Annotated in this window: 13 protein-coding genes; 6 read left to right on the top strand and 7 right to left on the bottom strand. The window is 71.8% G+C overall.

The window, feature by feature from the left end; all coding sequences use genetic code 11:
• Positions 1-62: 62 nt before the first annotated feature.
• Positions 63-2,336 carry an excinuclease ABC subunit UvrA gene (locus AB0D29_RS06570; RefSeq protein ID WP_362852457.1) on the top strand — a complete coding sequence of 758 codons (2,274 nt, stop codon included), beginning with the start codon at positions 63-65 and terminating at the stop codon, positions 2,334-2,336.
• Between the two features lie 82 nt (positions 2,337-2,418).
• On the top strand, positions 2,419-3,180 hold the full coding sequence (locus AB0D29_RS06565; RefSeq protein ID WP_362852456.1) for a TetR/AcrR family transcriptional regulator: 762 nt from the start codon (positions 2,419-2,421) through the stop codon (positions 3,178-3,180).
• Here AB0D29_RS06565 and AB0D29_RS06560 read toward each other — a convergent pair.
• Both AB0D29_RS06560 and AB0D29_RS06555 read right to left on the bottom strand, forming a co-directional pair.
• The gene (locus AB0D29_RS06560; RefSeq protein ID WP_362852455.1) at positions 3,167-4,273 is read right to left on the bottom strand and encodes an enoyl-CoA hydratase/isomerase family protein; all 1,107 of its coding nucleotides are present in this window, start codon (positions 4,271-4,273) and stop codon (positions 3,167-3,169) included. The two genes, AB0D29_RS06565 and AB0D29_RS06560, sit on opposite strands and share 14 nt — an antisense overlap.
• Before the next feature lie 96 nt (positions 4,274-4,369).
• Positions 4,370-4,930: a DUF6434 domain-containing protein gene (locus tag AB0D29_RS06555; protein WP_362852454.1), complete on the bottom strand. Its 561-nt coding sequence runs from the start codon at positions 4,928-4,930 to the stop codon at positions 4,370-4,372.
• 129 nt (positions 4,931-5,059) lie between these two features.
• Here AB0D29_RS06555 and AB0D29_RS06550 point away from each other — a divergent pair, with 129 nt between their 5' ends.
• Together AB0D29_RS06550 and AB0D29_RS06545 are read left to right on the top strand one after the other, a co-directional pair.
• On the top strand, positions 5,060-5,647 hold the full coding sequence (locus AB0D29_RS06550; protein WP_362852453.1) for an isochorismatase family protein: 588 nt from the start codon (positions 5,060-5,062) through the stop codon (positions 5,645-5,647).
• A 64-nt stretch (positions 5,648-5,711) separates the two neighbouring features.
• Positions 5,712-7,625, top strand: a complete 1,914-nt coding sequence (locus AB0D29_RS06545; RefSeq protein WP_362852452.1) for an NAD-binding lipoprotein — start codon at positions 5,712-5,714, stop codon at positions 7,623-7,625.
• A gap of 48 nt (positions 7,626-7,673) precedes the next feature.
• Here AB0D29_RS06545 and AB0D29_RS06540 read toward each other — a convergent pair whose 3' ends face one another.
• From AB0D29_RS06540 to AB0D29_RS06520, 5 genes are all read right to left on the bottom strand, one after another.
• Positions 7,674-9,659 carry an FAD-dependent oxidoreductase gene (locus tag AB0D29_RS06540; RefSeq protein WP_362852451.1) on the bottom strand — a complete coding sequence of 662 codons (1,986 nt, stop codon included), beginning with the start codon at positions 9,657-9,659 and terminating at the stop codon, positions 7,674-7,676.
• A gap of 139 nt (positions 9,660-9,798) precedes the next feature.
• A complete protein-coding gene (locus AB0D29_RS06535; protein ID WP_362852450.1) occupies positions 9,799-10,548 on the bottom strand; it encodes a carbonic anhydrase in 750 nt (249 codons plus the stop codon).
• A 47-nt stretch (positions 10,549-10,595) separates the two neighbouring features.
• Positions 10,596-10,928, bottom strand: a complete 333-nt coding sequence (locus AB0D29_RS06530; RefSeq protein ID WP_362852449.1) for a hypothetical protein — start codon at positions 10,926-10,928, stop codon at positions 10,596-10,598.
• A 127-nt stretch (positions 10,929-11,055) separates the two neighbouring features.
• Positions 11,056-12,903, bottom strand: a complete 1,848-nt coding sequence (locus AB0D29_RS06525; protein WP_362852448.1) for an ABC transporter ATP-binding protein — start codon at positions 12,901-12,903, stop codon at positions 11,056-11,058.
• A gap of 92 nt (positions 12,904-12,995) precedes the next feature.
• Complete coding sequence (locus AB0D29_RS06520; RefSeq protein ID WP_362852447.1) at positions 12,996-14,321, bottom strand: cytochrome P450; 1,326 nt, start codon at positions 14,319-14,321, stop codon at positions 12,996-12,998.
• Between the two features lie 359 nt (positions 14,322-14,680).
• Here AB0D29_RS06520 and AB0D29_RS06515 point away from each other — a divergent pair, with 359 nt between their 5' ends.
• On the top strand, positions 14,681-16,747 hold the full coding sequence (locus AB0D29_RS06515) for a phosphocholine-specific phospholipase C (protein ID WP_362852446.1): 2,067 nt from the start codon (positions 14,681-14,683) through the stop codon (positions 16,745-16,747).
• Positions 16,748-16,960: 213 nt separating this feature from the next.
• A complete protein-coding gene (locus tag AB0D29_RS06510; protein ID WP_362852445.1) occupies positions 16,961-17,653 on the top strand; it encodes a pentapeptide repeat-containing protein in 693 nt (230 codons plus the stop codon).
• Positions 17,654-17,692: the final 39 nt, after the last annotated feature.

Raw genomic sequence — 17,692 nt, 5'->3', positions numbered from 1 at the left:
ACTACGCCGTATAGAGTACAGTGTAGAGAGTTAGCTCGTGACGCCGCCACCCGAGGAGTTCCGTGCAGAACGCCGCCGACAGTCACCAGGTCATCCAGGTCCGCGGAGCGCGGGAGAACAACCTGGCGGACATATCCCTCGACATCCCCAAGCGCCGCCTCACCGTCTTCACCGGCGTCTCCGGCTCGGGGAAGTCCTCGCTCGTCTTCGGCACCATCGCCGCCGAGTCACAGCGGATGATCAACGAGACGTACACCGCCTTCGTCCAGTCCTTCATGCCGAGCCTGAGCCGGCCGGACGTGGACGGGCTGCACAACCTGAGCGCCGCCATCGTGGTCGACCAGGAGCGGATGGGCGCGGGCTCGCGCTCCACGGTGGGCACCGCCACCGACGCCTACACCATGCTGCGGATCGTCTTCTCCCGGCTGGGCGCCCCGCACATCGGCACGGCGAGCGCCTTCAGCTTCAACAACCCCGAGGGCATGTGCCCGCGCTGCGAGGGCGTCGGCCAGGTCTCCGACGTGGACGTGGACCAGCTCGTGGACCGCGAACTCTCCCTCAAGGAGGGCGCGATCACCGTCCCGGGCTACGCCGTGGACTCCTGGTACTGGCAGGTGATGGCCAACTCCGGCTTCTACTCCCCCGACACGAGGCTGAAGGACTTCTCCGAGCGCGAGTGGGCCGACTTCCTGCACAAGGAGCCGGTGAAGGTGAAGGTCGGCCCCAACAACTTCACCTACGAGGGCCTGATCACCAAGATCACCCGGACGTACCTGGCCAAGGACCGCGAGTCCATGCAGCCCCACATCCGGGCCTTCGTGGACCGCGCCGTGGTCTTCGCCGACTGCCCGGACTGCGGCGGCAGCCGGCTCTCCGCGGCCGCGCTCTCCTCCCGCGTCGACGGGGTGAACATCGCCGAGTGCGCGGCGATGCAGATCAGCGACCTGGCCGCCTTCGTCGCACGGATCGAGGACCCCTCGGTGGCTCCGCTCCTGGCGGGCCTGCGCGGGCTGCTCGACTCCCTCGTCGAGATCGGCCTCGGCTACCTCAGCCTGGACCGCCCCTCGGGGACCCTCTCCGGCGGCGAGGCCCAGCGGGTCAAGATGGTGCGCCACCTCGGATCCTCGCTCACGGACATCACGTACGTCTTCGACGAGCCGACCACCGGCCTGCACCCGCACGACATCCGGCGCATGAACGACCTGCTGCTGCGGCTGCGCGACAAGGGCAACACCGTGCTGGTCGTCGAGCACAAGCCCGAGGTCGTCGCGATCGCCGACCACATCGTCGACCTGGGACCGGGCGCGGGCACGGCCGGGGGGCAGCTCTGTTACACCGGTGACCTGGCGGGGCTGCGCACCTCCGGCACCCTGACCGGCCGGCACCTCGAACACCGGGCGCGGCTGCGGGAGTCGGTGCGCGTCCCGACCGGGCAGCTCTCCGTCAAGGGCGCCGACCTGCACAACCTGAAGGACGTCAGCGTGGAGGTGCCCCTGGGCGTCCTCACGGTGGTGACCGGTGTCGCGGGCTCGGGGAAGAGCTCGCTGGTCCACGGCTACCTGGCGGGCCGGGACGGGGTGGTGGTCGCCGACCAGTCGGCGATCCGCGGCTCGCGCCGCTCCAACCCGGCGACGTACACCGGGCTGCTCGGCCCGATCCGGACCGCCTTCGCCAAGGCCAACGGGGTCAAGGCGGCGCTGTTCAGCGCCAATTCGGAGGGCGCCTGCCCGCACTGCAACGGGCTCGGGCTGATCTACACCGACCTGGCGATGATGGCGGGCGTGGCCTCGGTGTGCGAGAAGTGCGAGGGCAAGCGGTTCACTCCGGAGGTGCTCACCTACCGGCTGCGCGGCAAGAACATCAGCGAGGTCCTCGACATGCCGGTGACGGAGGCCCACGACTTCTTCACCACCGGCCAGGCCCGCGCCATCCTGGGCCGCCTCGCCGACGTGGGCCTGGGCTACCTGCGGCTCGGCCAGCCGCTCAACACCCTGTCGGGCGGCGAGCGGCAGCGGCTCAAGCTGGCCATCAGCATGGCGGAGAAGGCCTCCACGTACATCCTGGACGAGCCGACGACCGGCCTGCACATGGCCGATGTCGACAAGCTGCTGGCCCTGCTGGACCGGCTCGTCGACGACGGGAACTCGGTGATCGTCATCGAGCACCACCAGGCGGTGATGGCGCACGCCGACTGGCTGATCGACATCGGCCCCGGCGGCGGACACGCGGGCGGTGAGGTCGTCTTCGAGGGCACCCCGGCCCGCCTGGTGGCCGAAGCGGACACCCTGACCGCCCGCCACCTGCGGGAGTACGTCTCCGCCTCCGTCTCCGGCTAGCACCCGACAGCACACGCCGGGAACGCCAGGAACGCCGTACGCGTGATGCGTACGGCGTTCGCGTCTGCGCTAGGGTGGTGGTATGCCAGCCGACGAGAAGCAGCAGAGTTCCGGCGCGTCCGCCGCCTCCCCGGTCCCCTCCGTCTGGACCCGCCCGCGCCGCAAGGAGCAGCAGCCGGCGCTCAGCCGGGACCAGATCGTCGCGGCGGCCGTGCGCATGCTCGACGCCGACGGCATCGAGGCGCTGAGCATGCGCAAGCTGGGCACCGGGATGGGGGCGGCCGCCACCTCCCTCTACCGGCACGTGGCCAACAAGGACGAGCTGATCGAGCTGGTCGTGGACGAGGTCTACGGCGAGCTGGAGGTGCCGGAGATCACCGACCCCGGGGCGTGGCGCGAGGCCCTCGCGCGCAGTGGTCACAGCCTGCGCGACATGGTCCTGCGCCACCCCTGGGTGGCCTCCGTCCTCGGCCAGGTCGGGCTGGCGTACCTCGGCCCGAACCTGATGCGCCTGTCGGAGCGGATGCTGCGGCTGGCGCAGGCGGCCGGTTTCCCGTCCGGCGAGGCGGAGCTCGCGATGAAGGCGGTCATCTCCTACGTCATCGGCGCCACCACGAGCGAGGCCTCCTACCTCTCCCTCCTCGCCCGCAGCGGGAAGAGCGAGGCGCAGTGGCTGGAGTCGCTGCTGCCCGCGGCCCAGGAGGCCCTGGAGGAGCACCCGTTGACGCATGACCACGCCGCGGCGAAGCACGGCATGGACCCGGCGCGGATGCGCGAGGAGAACTTCGACTACGGGCTCCAGCGGGTCCTGGACGGGCTGGAGGTCCGGCTCAGCCGCGGCTGAGACCACCCTCGGGCAGGCGCAGTTCGCGGTTCTCCCCGAGCGGGGCGAAGAACCGTTCCACGTCCGCGCCGGACACCTCCGCGAGGCCGGCCGGCGACCAGCGCGGGCGGCGGTCCTTGTCGACGACCTGGGCCCGGATGCCCTCGACCAGGTCGGGCGAGCGCAGGGCGTGGCAGGACACGCGGAACTCCTGGGCGAGCACCGGCTCCAGGGAGCCGAGGGCCGCGGCCCGGCGCAGCGAGGCGAGGGTGACCTTGAGCGCGGTCGGGGACTTGGCCAGGATCGCCTCGGCGGCCTCCTTGGCGGCGGGCACTCCCTGGGCGAGCAGCCGGTCCACGATCTCCTCGACCGTGTCCGCGGCGTAGCAGTGGTCGATCCACTCCCGGTGGCCGTTGAGCACGCCGCCGGGCGCGGAGGCGACGTACCGCTCCAGCACCTCGTGTACGGAGTCACGCGCGAGGTCCGCGGCCAGCTCCGGCAGGCGGTCGGCCGGTACGAAGTGGTCGGCGAGCCCGCACAGCAGCGCGTCGGCGGCGCCCACGGTTGTGGCGGTGAGCGCGAGGTGGGTGCCGAGCTGACCGGGGGCCAGGGACAGCAGGTGGGTGCCGCCGACGTCGGGGACGAAGCCGATGCCGGTCTCGGGCATGGCGATGCGGGAGCGTTCGGTGACGATGCGGACGGTGCCGTGGGCGGAGATCCCGACGCCGCCGCCCATCACGATGCCGTCCATGAGGGCCACGTACGGCTTGGGGTAGCGGGCGATACGGGCGTTGAGCCGGTACTCGTCGCGCCAGAACTCCGCCGAGGCGCTGCCCCCGGCCTTGGCGTCGTCGTGGATGGCCCGGATGTCCCCGCCCGCGCACAGCCCGCGCTCCCCGGCCCCGCGGATCAGGACCTGGTGGACGGCGGGGTCCGCCGCCCACGCGGCGAGCGCCTCGTCGATCCGCAGCACCATGGGGTGGGTGAGGGAATTGAGGGCCTTGGGGCGGTTGAGGGTGACCACCCCGGTCCGGCCCTCGACGTGGAGCAGGACCGTGCTGTCGGTGCTGTCGGTGCTGCCGGGGTCCCCGGCGGTGTCGTCTTCGCTCTTCACAGCGATCAGTATGTCCGCGACGCAGGGTCGGCGGAATCCTCAAGTCAGGCTCCCGGCGCCCCCGCCCGGAGCCTGCCGCCCCGGAGCCCGTCCGCGTCAGTCGCGGGGGCGGGCCCGGTGGGCCCGCCAGGCGGCCAGGGCCTCGGCGCGGGCTCCGTCGGGGTGCCGGGTGTGCCAGTCGCGCAGGAAACGGTTGAACTCGAACTGGGCTCCCACCTCCTGGGGTTCGGCCGCCTGCGCGCGGGTGGCGTGCCAGTGGGCGACGGCCTCGGCGAGGGTGTGCCCCGCGTGCTGGGCGACGTACTCCCGCATGAAGGCGTCGAAGTGGAAGGCGGGACCGATCTCCCGTACGAAGTACTCCCGCAGCACCTGGCTGCACCGCTGCCCCTGCGGGATCACGGTCGAGCCGTCGACGGGGGCGACGAGCGGGCGTCCGGCGCGGCGGGGTGCGGGGGCCGCCGGGGCGGCGGGCGCGGGCAGACCGTCGAGCGCGGCGGCGAGCCGGGCGGTGACGGCGGCCTTGCCGCCTCCGGCGGACAGGCCCATCCGGCGTGCCAGTGCGCTCAGTTCGGCCAGCGTCCAGTACCAGCGCAGCAGTTCCGCCCCGGTCAGCGCCGGCGTCAGGGCCGGCCGGGATTCCCCCGTATTCGTACTCACGTTCCCATTCTAGGGGGCGAGGGGTGGTCGGTGAGCACGGCGGCGGAACCGTGGAGCCTGCCCACAGACCCCACTTCACGTCCCTTATCTTCGGACATGTCCAGTACGTCAGCTCCCGACGGAGGCCCCATGACCGACGACCCGAACCGCCTCACCCTCGGCGGCGACACGGCCCTGGTCCTCATCGACCTCCAGACGGGCATCCTGGGCATGCCCATCGCCCGGCCCGCCCCCGAGATCCTCGAGAAGGGGATCGCGCTCGCCGAGGCGTTCCGCGCCCACCGGCTGCCCGTGGTCCTCGTCAAGGTGGCCTGGTCCCCCGACGGCGGCGATCTGCCCACCTCCAACGTGGACCGCCCGGGTCCGGCCGCCGCCCCACCCCCGGCGTTCTCCGAGATCCCCGCCGAGCTCGCCGCCCTCGGCGACGCGGTCGTCACCAAACGGCACTGGGGCGCCTTCACCGGTACCGAGCTCGACCTCCAGCTGCGCCGCCGCGGCATCCACCGGATCGTGCTGGCCGGCATCTCCACCAGCGCCGGCGTCGAGTCCACCGCCCGTACGGCCTGGGAGCTCAGCTACGACCTGGTCTTCGCGGAGGACGCCACCGCCGACACCGACCCCGACTCCCACGCCCACACCTTCGGCAAGATCTTCCCGCGCATCGGCAAGGTCAGCAGCACCGACGAGGTCATCGCGGCCCTGCGGTCCCCTTCATAGGGGGGTTCACCCGTAACCGGGAGGACTCCCGTGGGTTAGCAGCGCGGAAGACGAGGGAGTCCGCATGGCACAGCAGCACACGAAGTCCCTGCGGCTGCGCCTCCGGTACCGGTTCGACCATCTGGTGGCAGGGGGCACCGCCGCGCTCATCGGCTGGCTCGCCCTGGCCTGCCTCGCCGTCGTGATCCCGGCGAGCACGGTGCTCGTCTGGGCCGACCGCGGCGCTCCGACGACCCTCTCCGGGCGGCTCACGGCCGTGTGGGTCAGTGTCGGGCAGACCCTCAAGATCGGCGGGGCGGTCGGCTCCCCCGTCTACGTGCTCGCCTCGGTGACGCTCGCCCTGGTCGCCCTGCTGTTCGTGTCGACACTCGTCAGCCTGATCACCACCGGCATCAACGAGCGGATCATGGCGCTGCGCCGCGGGCACTCCACCGTGGTGGAGGCGGGGCACACCGTCGTCCTCGGGTGGTCCGATCAGATCCTTCCGGTGATCGGGGAGCTGGTGGCCGCCAACGCGAACCAGCGCAGGTCGGCCATTGCCGTCCTCGCCCCGATGGACAAGGTGGAGATGGAGGACGAGATCTCCACCTCCGTGGCGAGGACCGGCACGACGAGGATCATCTGCCGCAGCGGCCGCACCACGGATCCCACGGTGCTGGCCCGGGTGAGCCCGCAGACCGCGAAGGCCGTGCTCGTGCTGCCGCCCGCCGGGGAGACGGGCGACGCCCATGTGGTGAAGACCCTGCTCGCCCTCGACGCGGCGGTCCCCGGCCCCGGTGACGCGGTGGTCGTCGCCGCCGTCCGTGACACGCGCAACCACCTCACCGCCCGGCTGGCGGCCGGGCCCGGCGGGCACGTCCTGTGCGTCGACGACATCATCGCGCGGCTCCTCGTACAGACCGCCCGCCAGCCCGGACTCTCCCTCGTCTACCAGGAGTTGCTGGACTTCGCGGGCGACGAGTTCTACACCGCTGCCGCCGAGGGTCTCGCCGGACGCACCTTCGGCGAGGCCCTTCTGGCGTTCACCACGTCCTCGGTGGTCGGCCTGCTGCGCGGAGACGGCACCGGCGTCGTCCTCAACCCGGACCCCGGTACGGCGATCACCGCGGGCGACCGGATCGTCCTCATCTCCGAGGACGACGACACGGCCGTGCCGCAGGACGCGGCCGCCTGGGTCGAGGAGGACGCCATCGTAACGGCCCGCCCGAGGACCCCGCTGCCCGAACGCCTGCTCCTCCTGGGCTGGAACCGCCGCGCCCCGCTCGTCCTGGAACAGCTCGACCAGTTCGTGGGCCCCGGAACCACCCTGGACGTGGTGGCCCTCGGTGGCGAAACGACCCTGCACGCACGCCCCGAGGCCGCCGCGGTGCGCAGCCGCCTCGAAGTGTCCTTCCACAGCGGGGACATCACCGATCCCCAGGTCCTGGCCAAGCTGGACGTGCCGTCGTACGACAGCGTGATCGTCATCGGCGAGCCGGCGGCCGGGACGGAGGCGGCCACCGACACCGACGCCGGGACGGACGACCGCACGCTGGTCACGCTGCTGCACCTGCGCGCGATCGGCGGGGACGCGCAGCGGGAGCTCTCGCTCACCACCGAGATGTCGGACGACGGCAACCGGCTGCTGGCCCCCGCCCGCGAGGGCGCCGACTTCATCGTCAGCGGCCGGCTCATCAGTCTCCTCATGACCCAGATCTCGGAGAACCACCACCTGGCCGACGTGTTCGAGGAGCTCTTCCGGGCGGAGGGGAACGAGCTCTACCTGAAGCCGGTCTGCGACTACGTCCGGACGGGCCGCGAGGTGGCGTTCGCCACCCTCGTCGAGTCGGCGCGCCGCCGCGGCGAATGCGCGGTCGGCTACCGGCTGCGCGCGCGGACCGCCACGGGCCCCGACTTCGGGGTGCGGCTCAATCCCGACAAGCGGGAGCGGGTCCGCTTCGGCGAGCACGACTGGCTGATCGTGCTCGCCGAAAGCTGAGCCGCCGGGCGGGGCGGGGCGGGCCGAGGGGAGTCTCCGTACGGCCGGTCAGGGCGCCGAGTGGACCTCCAGGGCGGTCCGTACCGCGGATTCCAGGGCTCCTTCGATCCACGCCGGCTTGATGGAGGTGTGGCAGCCCGCGAAGTGCAGGTTCCCCTCGGCCTTGCGGACGTGCGGGAAGAGCTCGGTGTGCTGCCCGGGCAGCAGTACGGAGGCCTCGCCGTACGCGTACGGGTCGCGCATCCAGGACTGGGTGCGGCCGACGCCGGTGTAGAACACCTCGATCCGCTGCCCGAAGACCTCCTGGACACCGGCGAGCGCCCGCGGGTAGCGCTCCGCGTCGTCCAGGGAGTCCCACTTGAGGGCGTCGTCCGACCAGCTGTAGGAGGCGAGCACCACGCCGCCCGGGCTGCCCTCGACGGGGTAGGAGGGCTGGAACATGAACCGGTTGGGGTTGTCGGTGGCCGAGCCGCCGCCGATGACGTGGGCCGCCTCGGGCTGGTCGCGGGAGGTGGCGCGGCAGGCGGCGTAGTGGGCGCGCTGGGCTTCGGAGATGTGGCCCTTGGGTACGGAGGGGTGGGCGCCCAGCAGGATCCCGTCCGCCGGGGTCCGCCCGACCTGGTAGTTCCGGTACAGGCCCGGCTTCACGGCCTCCAGTTCGCGCTTCCAGTCGGCCTCGTCGAACTCCCACCAGCGGCGGCTGAACTCCAGCAGCACCTTGGTGGCGGCGTCGTAGTGCAGTTCGGTGATCGCGCGCCGCTTGCCGTAGGAGAGGGCGGGCGCGATCGGGATGTGCCGCAGTCCGGAGAAGGGGACGGTGACGATGGCGGTGTCACCGGTGAAGCTCTCGCGCCGGACGGCGCCGTCGCGGCCCTCCGAGACGGTGTCGATGGTGACCTTGCCCTCCCCGTGCGTGATCCGGGTGGCACGGCGGTCGAGCCGCACGACGTCCTCGACCCGGGCGTAGAGCGCGTCGGCCAAGGTGGCGGTGCCGTCGGGCAGTTCGAAGAAGGCGGTGTCGGGGCTGATCAGCGAGGCCCCGATGAAGCTGTGGATGAAGGCGAGGTGCAGCCGGGAGGTGAGGTTCTCGACGGTGCCGATCAGGTCGATCGTGCGCTCGTCGAGGCCCGCCTCCTCGGTCAGGTAGCGGTACATCGACATGTGGCCGTAGCGCTGGATGACGTGGGCCCAGCCCTCGACGAGCGCCTTGTCCTTCTTGCCCTCGATCTCCTTGCGCACGGGGGCGAAGGCATTGCGCACGATCTGGGCGGCGGGCAGGGACTCGTAGGCCGCGGGGACGCCGAAGGAGCGGTTGAGGGCCTGCGGGCTGCGCGCGTAGTCGGCGCGGCGGACCCGGATGCCGTTGACGAAGATCCACGTACGGTAGGCGGGGCGGCCGGAGCCGTCGACGTCGACCAGGTGGAAACGCCGGCGCTTGAGGCCGAGGCTGTCGATCAGCCCGGTGACCAGCGGGTGGCTGTCGGGGATGCGCATGGCGCCGGCCTCGGCGTACTGCTTGGGGTCGGCGAAGGCGGCGTCGGACTTCTCGTGGCCGCCGGTGCGGAAGGTCTTGATCCGGCCGCCCACCCGATTGCCGTTGGCCTCGATGACGGTGACCTGGTGACCGGCCTCGCGCAGCAGGTGGGCGGCGGTGAGACCGGCCGGCCCGGCGCCCACGATCAGCACCTTCTTGCGGCTGCGGGACCGGGGCAGACCGGTCTTCAGCAGGACGTCCGCGTAATGGGGCACCAGGGGCTGGTCGTCCTCGTCCCGTACGAGGATCGCCCGGGCGATGGTCAGGCAGGTGTCCCAGTCGGGGCGCGCGGAGCCGGAGGGGGCCTGCGGGGTCCCGGCGTTCGCGGCGGCGACCGACAGCGCGCCGGCGCCCGCGACGGCGACGGCTCCCGCGATGACGGTACGGCGGGAGGGGCGCCGGGCGGAGCCGGGCGCGGGCGCCGGCGCGCCGCCGGTCGCCGCCGGGCCGGGCGTGGGGTCGTCCGCGGAGCCGGGCGTGGGGGAAGAGTCCGTGATCATGGGTCAACTCTCGTTGCCCGCCGTCTGCCCGGACGCCGAAAGCGGCCCGGGCGGGAAATGATCACCCGGATGTGCGGGCCGGTCAACCCGGCGCTGACGAACGGGGTTTCGTGCCCGGAAGGGTCGACCTGGGGGCCGGTCAGCGGATCCCGCGCACCCGCTGGCTCGTGAGTTCGTACCGGGCCCCGACGACGGCGAGCTTTCCGGCCGCGACCCTGGCCGCGAGCTCTCGTTCCGCCTCCAGCCGCGACCGCACCCGGCGCACGTTCGCGGTGATCGCCGCGTCGATCCGGGCCGCTCCCCGGAGCGTCCGGTCGATCGCGGGGTGGATCTGGTCGACGAGGTACTGCATGTGGCCCGGGAGCGGCGGTCCCCCCTCGTCGGCCCGCACGGCGGCGGCGACGGCCCCGCACGACTGGTGCCCGAGGACGACGATCAGCGGGATGCCGAGCTCCAGGACCCCGTACGCGATGCTCCCGAGCACCGCCTCGTCCAGGACCTCGCCCGCCGACCGCACGGTCAGCAGATCGCCGAGGCCCTGGTCGAAGACCAGCTCCGGGGGAACGCGGGAATCGACGCAGCCGAGGACGACGGCGAACGGGTGCTGCCCGGCGACCAGGGTCCGACGCACCGTCCGCGTCTGGTCGGGATGGCTCTCGTGGTAGGTGCGCCAGCGCGCGTTCCCCGCCACCAGGGCGCCGAGCGCGGTCTCGGGCGAGGTGGGCCGCGACGCCGCCGCTCCCGCGGCGCGGACGACGTTCGGGGTCAAGCGGGAACCGGACCCCAGCCCGGCGCCCACCGCCACCACACCGGTCAGCACCGCCCGTATCGCCCGGCGCCTGCCCGGGGCCTCGCGCCCTTCGGCGAGCCCTTCGGCGTCCGCGGCCATACCGGTGAACTACCTACCGTCACAGACGCGGCTCGGCACCAGCGTGCCTATCCCTCTTTGACCGGCACGCTGAAGCCTCTGTTGCGAATCAGGACCCGCTCCACCTCGTCGCTGATGCGGAACTTCCCCTTCACCGGCGTGTCGGTGACGACGGCGGCCGCGAGCCCGTCGGGCGCCTTCTCCGTCAGGTTCAGATGGAGTTCGTCGGGGACGGCGACGACGGGTGGAGTCGCGAGTTCCAACTCCAGCTTGAATCCTGCGGTGTTGCACGAGCAGGTGCCTTCCACCGTGACCCAACGTTCGCCGTTGTTCCGATGGGCGGTGGCGGTGAAGTCCTGAGCACCCGCCGTGCAGGCGTAGCTGTTCGCAGAATCAGACATACCGGATCCCATCGTCCGCCGTTCCATGACCGTTCACACGCGGATCCAGTCTCGGTGCGCCCGCACGGTGCCGCAATCGGGGGCCGGGCATTCACCCGTGTGGCTCAGCCGTGCAGATCCGCGCAGGTCAGTGCAGGTCGGACCGTGCGGGTGCGTCGTCGAGGAAGCCGCCCGACTGGTGCTGCCACAGCTTCGCGTAGGCGCCCTCCGAGGCGAGCAGTTCCTGGTGGGTGCCCTGCTCGATGATCCGCCCGCCGTCGAGGACCACGAGCTGGTCCATGCCGGCGACGGTGCTCAGCCGGTGCGCGACCACGAGCGCCGTCCGCCCTTCCATGAGCCGCCACAGCGCTTCCTGCACGAGGATCTCGCTCTCCGAGTCCAGGGCGCTGGTCGCCTCGTCGAGCAGCAGGATCGGCGCGTCGCGCAGGATCGCCCTGGCGAGGGCGACCCGCTGGCGCTGTCCGCCGGACAGCTTGACCCCGCGCTCGCCGACCATGGTGTCGAAACCGTCCACGAGCCCCTCGGCGAACTCCGTGACGTGCGCCGCCTCCGCCGCACGGCGGATCTCGGCCTCGGTGGCCTCCGGCCGGGCGAACGCGATGTTCTCCCGCAGCGTCCGGTGGAACATCGCCGGGTCCTGCGGCACGTACGCGATCATGCTGCGCAGGTCGGCCTGGGACAGCCGGCTGATGTCCTGGCCGCCGATCAGGATCCGGCCGGAGTCGACGTCCGTCATCCGCAGCAGCAGCCGGGTGAGGGTGGTCTTGCCCCCGCCCGACCGGCCGACGAGCCCGATCTTCGACCCGCTGGGCACGGCCAGGTCGAGGCACTCGAAGAGCGGCTTCCCGCCCCCGTGGGCGAAGGTGACCCGCTCGAAGCGGACGTCGGCGGACCCGGCGGCCCGCAGCGGTTCCGGCGACACCGGGTCGAGCACGGTCGGCGGCGTCAGCAGCAGCTCGGTGAACTGCGCGGCCTCCGTCATCGAGCTCTCCAGACGGCGGTAGATCTGGTTGAACTCGAACATGATGCGCGTGGCGCTGGAGTAGTACGCGAAGGCGACCACGACCGCCTCCACCCCGCGGCCGCTGCCGGCGAGCGCGATGGCCAGCAGCAGGCCCAGCGCGTTGGTCAGCACGGACATCGGCGCGACGATGGTGTCGATGCGCAGGTTGCCGTAGTCCCACGAGCGCAGCGTGAGCCGCCGCGACTCGGCGACCCGCGAGCGGTGTTCGGCGGCCTCGCGGTCCTCGGCGGCGAACGCCCGGACCGTGTCGATGTTCATCAGGCTGTCGGCGACGTGGCCCGAGACGCGGGCGATCGCCGCCTCCCGCTGGACGACGAGCGCCTGGCGGCGGCGGATCAGGGGGGCCACGCACAGCGCCGTCAGGACGATCGGCACCAACAGGGCCACCACCAGCAGTGGTTCGTAGTGCCACAGCACCACCGATCCGAAGATCAGCGGTACGAACCTGCCCACGAGCGAGAACGTCAGCGTGTCGACGAACTCCTCGAAGCGGGAGGCGAAGCTCAGCACCCGCTTGGTCAGGGACCCGGCGAAGTTGTCGTGGAAGAACGCGGCGTCCTTGGCGAACAGCTCGTCCATCCCGATCACGTACAGCTGCTCGATGCCGCGGGCGTCGAGACGGTTGAGGCAGTGCAGTCCGAGGCGCCACAGCCCTTCCGCGAGCAGCAGGACGGCGGCGAAGCCGAGGACGTAGGGCAGCATCGGGCCGATGTCGAAACCGGTACCGGCGGCGGTGCCGGTGGCCTTTGCGCCGCCCTCGGCGATGCGTGCGACGAGCTTGGCGACGACCAGCGGCGCGATGTAGTCGATGCCGATGTTGCCCAGCGCCGGGAGCAGCATCGCGGGAACCGTCAGCCATTTGAGGCGGGCCAGCTCCCGTCCGTAATAACGAAGGGCGAGGAGCACCGGGCCCCTGCCCGGCGAACCTTTGCGCGATTCAGGCAATTCCATCCCAACCCTGCTTTGCCGGACCTACAGGACAGGATTGGCAGTCTCCCGCGACGGCACCCGCGCAGTCCAAGCGTTTTTCGCAGAGCCGGGGCCTAACCGGCCCCCAGAACCGCGGGGGTGGGGCCGTCGGGGCGGACGGTGAGGCCGTACACGGCCCGGGCGGGCAGCGAGCGGAAGCGCGGGACGTGCGCGGGCAGCAGCCGCTCCAGGAGGGCGGTCGACTCGCGGAGGGCGAACTGCAGGCCGAGGCAGGCCCGGGGCCCGATGCCGAAGGGGAAGTAGCTCCCGGGGTGGGCGGGGCGCCGGCCGGGGGTGGTGAAGCGCCCCGGATCGAACCGTCCGGGGTCCTCCCACAGTCCGGGGTCCCGGTGCGTGAGGTACGGGCAGACGATGACGTCGGTGCCGGCCTCGATCTCGTACCCGGCGAGGACGTCGTCCCGCTCGGCGCAGCGCGGCAGGATCCACGCGGAGGGGTAGAAGCGCAGCGTTTCGTTGACGAGCGCCTGGACGGCCTGCCGTCGCTCGGGCGACCCTTCGGCGCCCGCGGCGAGGGCCTGCTCGCGCGCCCGCGGGTTCCGGTCCAGCAGGAGGTAGAGCCAGGTCAGGGTGGTGGCGGTGGTCTCGTGACCGGCGACCAGCAGGGTGACCAGCTCGTCGCGGATCAGCCGGTCGGTGTACTCGGGGCGCGTTCCGGCCGCGTCCAGCAGGACGTGCAGCAGGCCCGGGCCGTCGGGTCCGGTCTCGCCGGCGCGGGCGGCGGCGATGACGCGGGCCGCCATGGCGTCGATGCCCGCCAGCTCGGCGGAGACGGCCTGCCGGGCGGCGGCGCCGTCGGAGGGCAGTTGGGGCAGCGCGGCCACCACGGTGGGTACGGCGGCCAGTTCGCGCTCCGTGGCGGGGTCGAGGGGGTGCCCGGTCAGGGAACGCCAGATGGTGTCCAGGGCGAAGCGGCGCATCTCCTCGCCGACGTCGAGGACCTCCCCGCTGCGGGCGTACGCGGCCCAGCGCGCCGCGGTGGTCCGGGCGGCCCCGGCGATCCGCTGCTCGTACCGGCGCATGCCCGGGCCGGTGAACTGCGACTGCAGGAGCTTGCGTTGCCGCTGCCAGGCCTCGCCCGTCGCAGCAAGGACCCCGTCGCCGATCAGCAGCCGGGCGCGGTGCGAGCGCTTCACGTACCGGTCCGGATGGAGCGCGAGCACGTGCTGCGCGGCCTGGGCGCCGGTCACCAGGACGGTCGGGCGGGGCCCGAGCCGGAACGCGGCGACCCCGCCCAGCCGTTGGCGGGTCTGGGCGAAGAGGTCGATCAGCTCGCCCCCGCCGTCCCGCCACTCCCCCACGAGGCCGGGGTCCAGCTCGGGGACCCGGCGGCCGGCGGAGGACGGGCTCGGAAGGGGGCCGGGGCGGGCGTGGGCGGCCACGGGCGTGCTCCTGTTCGGCGGCACCGGGTGCGGTCATCACGCACTGTAGGGGAGCCGCTGCGCCGGGCGACACCCCGCCTCGGGCCGGGGAGCGGACCCCTGCGGGGGCGGGCGCGGGCGAGCGGACCCCTGCGGGGACGGGCGCGGGCGAGCGGGCGTGCACGTCCGGGCGGGGGGCGGGCGGGCGGGCGCGGCCGGGCGGCCGGGCGGGCGGGCGAGTTCTGGCCGAACTCCGCCGGAATCCGACTGCCGTTCGCCTGGCGTATGCGCCGCCGTCACGCCAGGCTCCCCCTCCGGTACCCCGGGCGCGCTCTGCTGAGGGCGCTCAACCACCCTCAACCGCAGAGGTCGTTCCCGCCATGGCAGAACTCAACCGCCGCCGCTTCCTGCAGCTCGCCGGCGGCGCCACCGCTCTGACGATGCTGAACGACAGCATCGCCCGCGCCGCCGCCATCCCCGCACAGGGCACCACCGGCACCATCGCCGACGTCGAGCACATCGTGGTCCTCATGCAGGAGAACCGTTCCTTCGACCACTACTTCGGCGCGCTGCGCGGCGTCCGCGGCTTCGGCGACCCGCGCCCGGTGACCCTGCCCAGCGGCAAGTCCGTCTTCCACCAGTCCGACGGCACGAAGGAGACGCTCCCCTTCCGCCCGCCGTCCGACGACCTCGGCATGGAGTTCCTGCAGGGCCTGAACCACGACTGGGCGGGCGGCCAGAGCGCCTTCAACAAGGGCAAGTACGACAACTGGGTCCCCGCCAAGACGGCCACCACCATGGCCCACCTGACGCGCGAGGACATCCCCTTCCACTACGCCCTGGCGGACGCCTTCACCATCTGCGACGCGTACCACTGCTCGTTCATCGGCTCCACGGACCCCAACCGCTACTACCTCTGGTCGGGCCACACGGGCAACGACGGCAAGGGCGGCGGCCCGGTCCTCAACAACGCCGAGGCGGGCTACGGCTGGACCACCTACCCGGAGCGGCTGGAGACGGCCGGGATCTCCTGGAAGGTCTACCAGGACATCGGTGACGGCCTCGACGCCGCCGGCTCCTGGGGCTGGATCAACGACGCCTACCGCGGCAACTACGGCGACAACTCGCTGCTCTACTTCAACAACTACCGGGGCGCCGAGCCGGGCGACGCGCTGTACGAGAAGGCCCGCACCGGCACGAACGCCAAGGCCGGCGAGGGCTACTTCGACCAGCTGCGCGCCGACGTCGCGGCCGGAACCCTCCCCCAGATCTCCTGGATCGCGGCCCCCGAGGCGTTCAGCGAGCACTCCAACTGGCCCTCCAACTACGGAGCCTGGTACATCTCGCAGGTCCTGGACGCCCTCACCTCCAACCCGGACGTGTGGGCCCGTACCGCGCTGTTCATCACCTACGACGAGAACGACGGCTTCTTCGACCACGTCGTCCCGCCGTACGCCCCCGCCAGTGCCGCCCAGGGCCTGTCGACCGCGCCCACCGCCCTGGACGTCTTCCCCGGCAAGCCCGGCTACGTCGCGGGACCGTACGGCCTGGGCCCGCGCGTGCCGATGCTCGTGGTCTCCCCGTGGAGCACCGGCGGCTACTCCTGCTCCGAGACCTTCGACCACACCTCCGTCATCCGCTTCATGGAGCAGCGGTTCGGGGTGACCGAGCCCAACATCTCGCCCTGGCGCCGCGCCGTCTGCGGTGACCTCACCTCCGCCTTCGACTTCGCCCGCAAGGACACCGGCCCGGCCCCGCTGCCCGACACCGGCCTCTGGTTCCCGCAGGACCGCGAGCGCCACCCCGACTTCCGGGCCACCCCGCCGGCCGTGGGCGTCATGCCGCGCCAGGAGAAGGGCCTGCGTCCCACGCGTGCGCTGAAGTACGCCCCGTACGTGGACGGCGCGGCGCTCGTCGCGGAGGGCAAGTTCCGGCTGACGTTCAGCGGCGGCCCGGACCTGGGCGCGCAGTTCTACGTCACCTCCGGCAACCGCACCGACGCGCCGTGGACGTACACCACCGAGGCCGGCAAGTCGATCGGGGACACCTGGAACACCGCGTACTCGGCCGGGGTCACCGACCTGACGGTGCACGGCCCCAACGGCTTCCTGCGCGCCTTCCGCAACCCCGGCACCACCCCCGGCCCCGAGGTCACCGCCCGCCACAACGCCACCACCGGGAACCTGGACCTCACCGTCACCAACGCCGGGGCGTCGACGGCCACCCTGACGGTCACCAACTCCTACGGCGGCGGGCCGAAGCGCCTGACGGTCGCCAAGGGCGCGACCGTCACGTACAGCGTCTCGCTGAAGAACACGCGGCGCTGGTACGACGTGACGGTCACCGCGTCCGAGGCCCCGGACTTCCTGCGCCGCTTCGCGGGCAAGGTGGAAACGGGCGCGGCCGGCCTGTCGGACCCGGCGACCCTCACGGACCAGTCCTCCTGACCCCACAACAGCACCGACAACACCCTTGCGCCACGCTGTCAGGGGCCGTTTCGGGTTCTCCCGATGCGGTCCCTGAACTGCGCCCTCCAAGAGATGTTGGGCTATGTGAAGACCCGTTGATTCGAGATGTGCAGCGTTTGCGATCACATGGGGGAAGGCGTAGAGAGGAAGTGGTGCAGTTTCGCCCGATCGCTCGTATTGGGGATGATCCCCGTGCCTGACACAGGGTGGGCTCTGCTCGGGGTACTGATTTTCCTCGGCATTCTCGGTGCGGCGGGTGCAATCTTCGCATGGCGGATGGCCGTCAGGGAGCCGGAGCGGGAACCCCGAATCGAAGTGCTGGCCGGCATAGGGGGCGGGCTGATCACCGGTATCGCCGTAGGGGTATCGGCTCTTTTCCTGGAGCAGGCGCTTGGGGAAAGTCAGAAGTATGCGGCGTGGCGCGCGAATGTCGAAATCGCCGCGAGCATCCCGGGGTTCACACCTGGAGATCACGACATCGCGGGAATAAACTTCAGCGCCAAGGAACTGCACAACGCTGACCTCAGGGGAGCGGATCTGCGCAATGCCCAGCTGCGGGATACCGACCTGACCGGGGCCGACCTCACCGGAGCCAAGCTCCAAGGCGCGAATCTGATCGGCGCCAACTTCTATGAAGCAAATTTGACGGGTGCTCACCTCGACGGGGCCGAACTGCAGAGTGCGAACCTCACCCGCGCGGTCATCGACGCTGAAGGAACCACATTCCACGGAGCGACAGTCGACAAGCGTACTTGCTGGCCGGACGGCGTGATGCAGGAGAAGGTCGACTCGGTCATCGTCAGGAACGAGGGGCGCGACACATTCCGCGGCGGGGAGAAGGCGCCTGCTTGCTCTTTGTGGAAGGAAGGGGACCGGACCAGATGAAGGGGGGATTGCCCGTGGAGGAAGAATGAGACTCAAAGA

Origin of the sequence: Streptomyces sp. NPDC048424 (assembly GCF_040651555.1) — a bacterium.
In the GTDB taxonomy this organism is placed as follows: domain Bacteria; phylum Actinomycetota; class Actinomycetes; order Streptomycetales; family Streptomycetaceae; genus Streptomyces.
Note: the sequence above shows the minus strand (reverse complement) of the source record. Positions and strands in the feature narration are given on the sequence as shown.

Coding starts and splice junctions, on each gene's coding strand:
- AB0D29_RS06530 (WP_362852449.1), bottom strand. CDS start 10,928: ATGTCTGATTCTGCGAACAGCTACGCCTGCACGGCGGGTGCTCAGGAC.
- AB0D29_RS06550 (WP_362852453.1), top strand. CDS start 5,060: ATGACCGACGACCCGAACCGCCTCACCCTCGGCGGCGACACGGCCCTG.
- AB0D29_RS06515 (WP_362852446.1), top strand. CDS start 14,681: ATGGCAGAACTCAACCGCCGCCGCTTCCTGCAGCTCGCCGGCGGCGCC.
- AB0D29_RS06545 (WP_362852452.1), top strand. CDS start 5,712: ATGGCACAGCAGCACACGAAGTCCCTGCGGCTGCGCCTCCGGTACCGG.
- AB0D29_RS06525 (WP_362852448.1), bottom strand. CDS start 12,903: ATGGAATTGCCTGAATCGCGCAAAGGTTCGCCGGGCAGGGGCCCGGTG.
- AB0D29_RS06535 (WP_362852450.1), bottom strand. CDS start 10,548: ATGGCCGCGGACGCCGAAGGGCTCGCCGAAGGGCGCGAGGCCCCGGGC.
- AB0D29_RS06540 (WP_362852451.1), bottom strand. CDS start 9,659: ATGATCACGGACTCTTCCCCCACGCCCGGCTCCGCGGACGACCCCACG.
- AB0D29_RS06565 (WP_362852456.1), top strand. CDS start 2,419: ATGCCAGCCGACGAGAAGCAGCAGAGTTCCGGCGCGTCCGCCGCCTCC.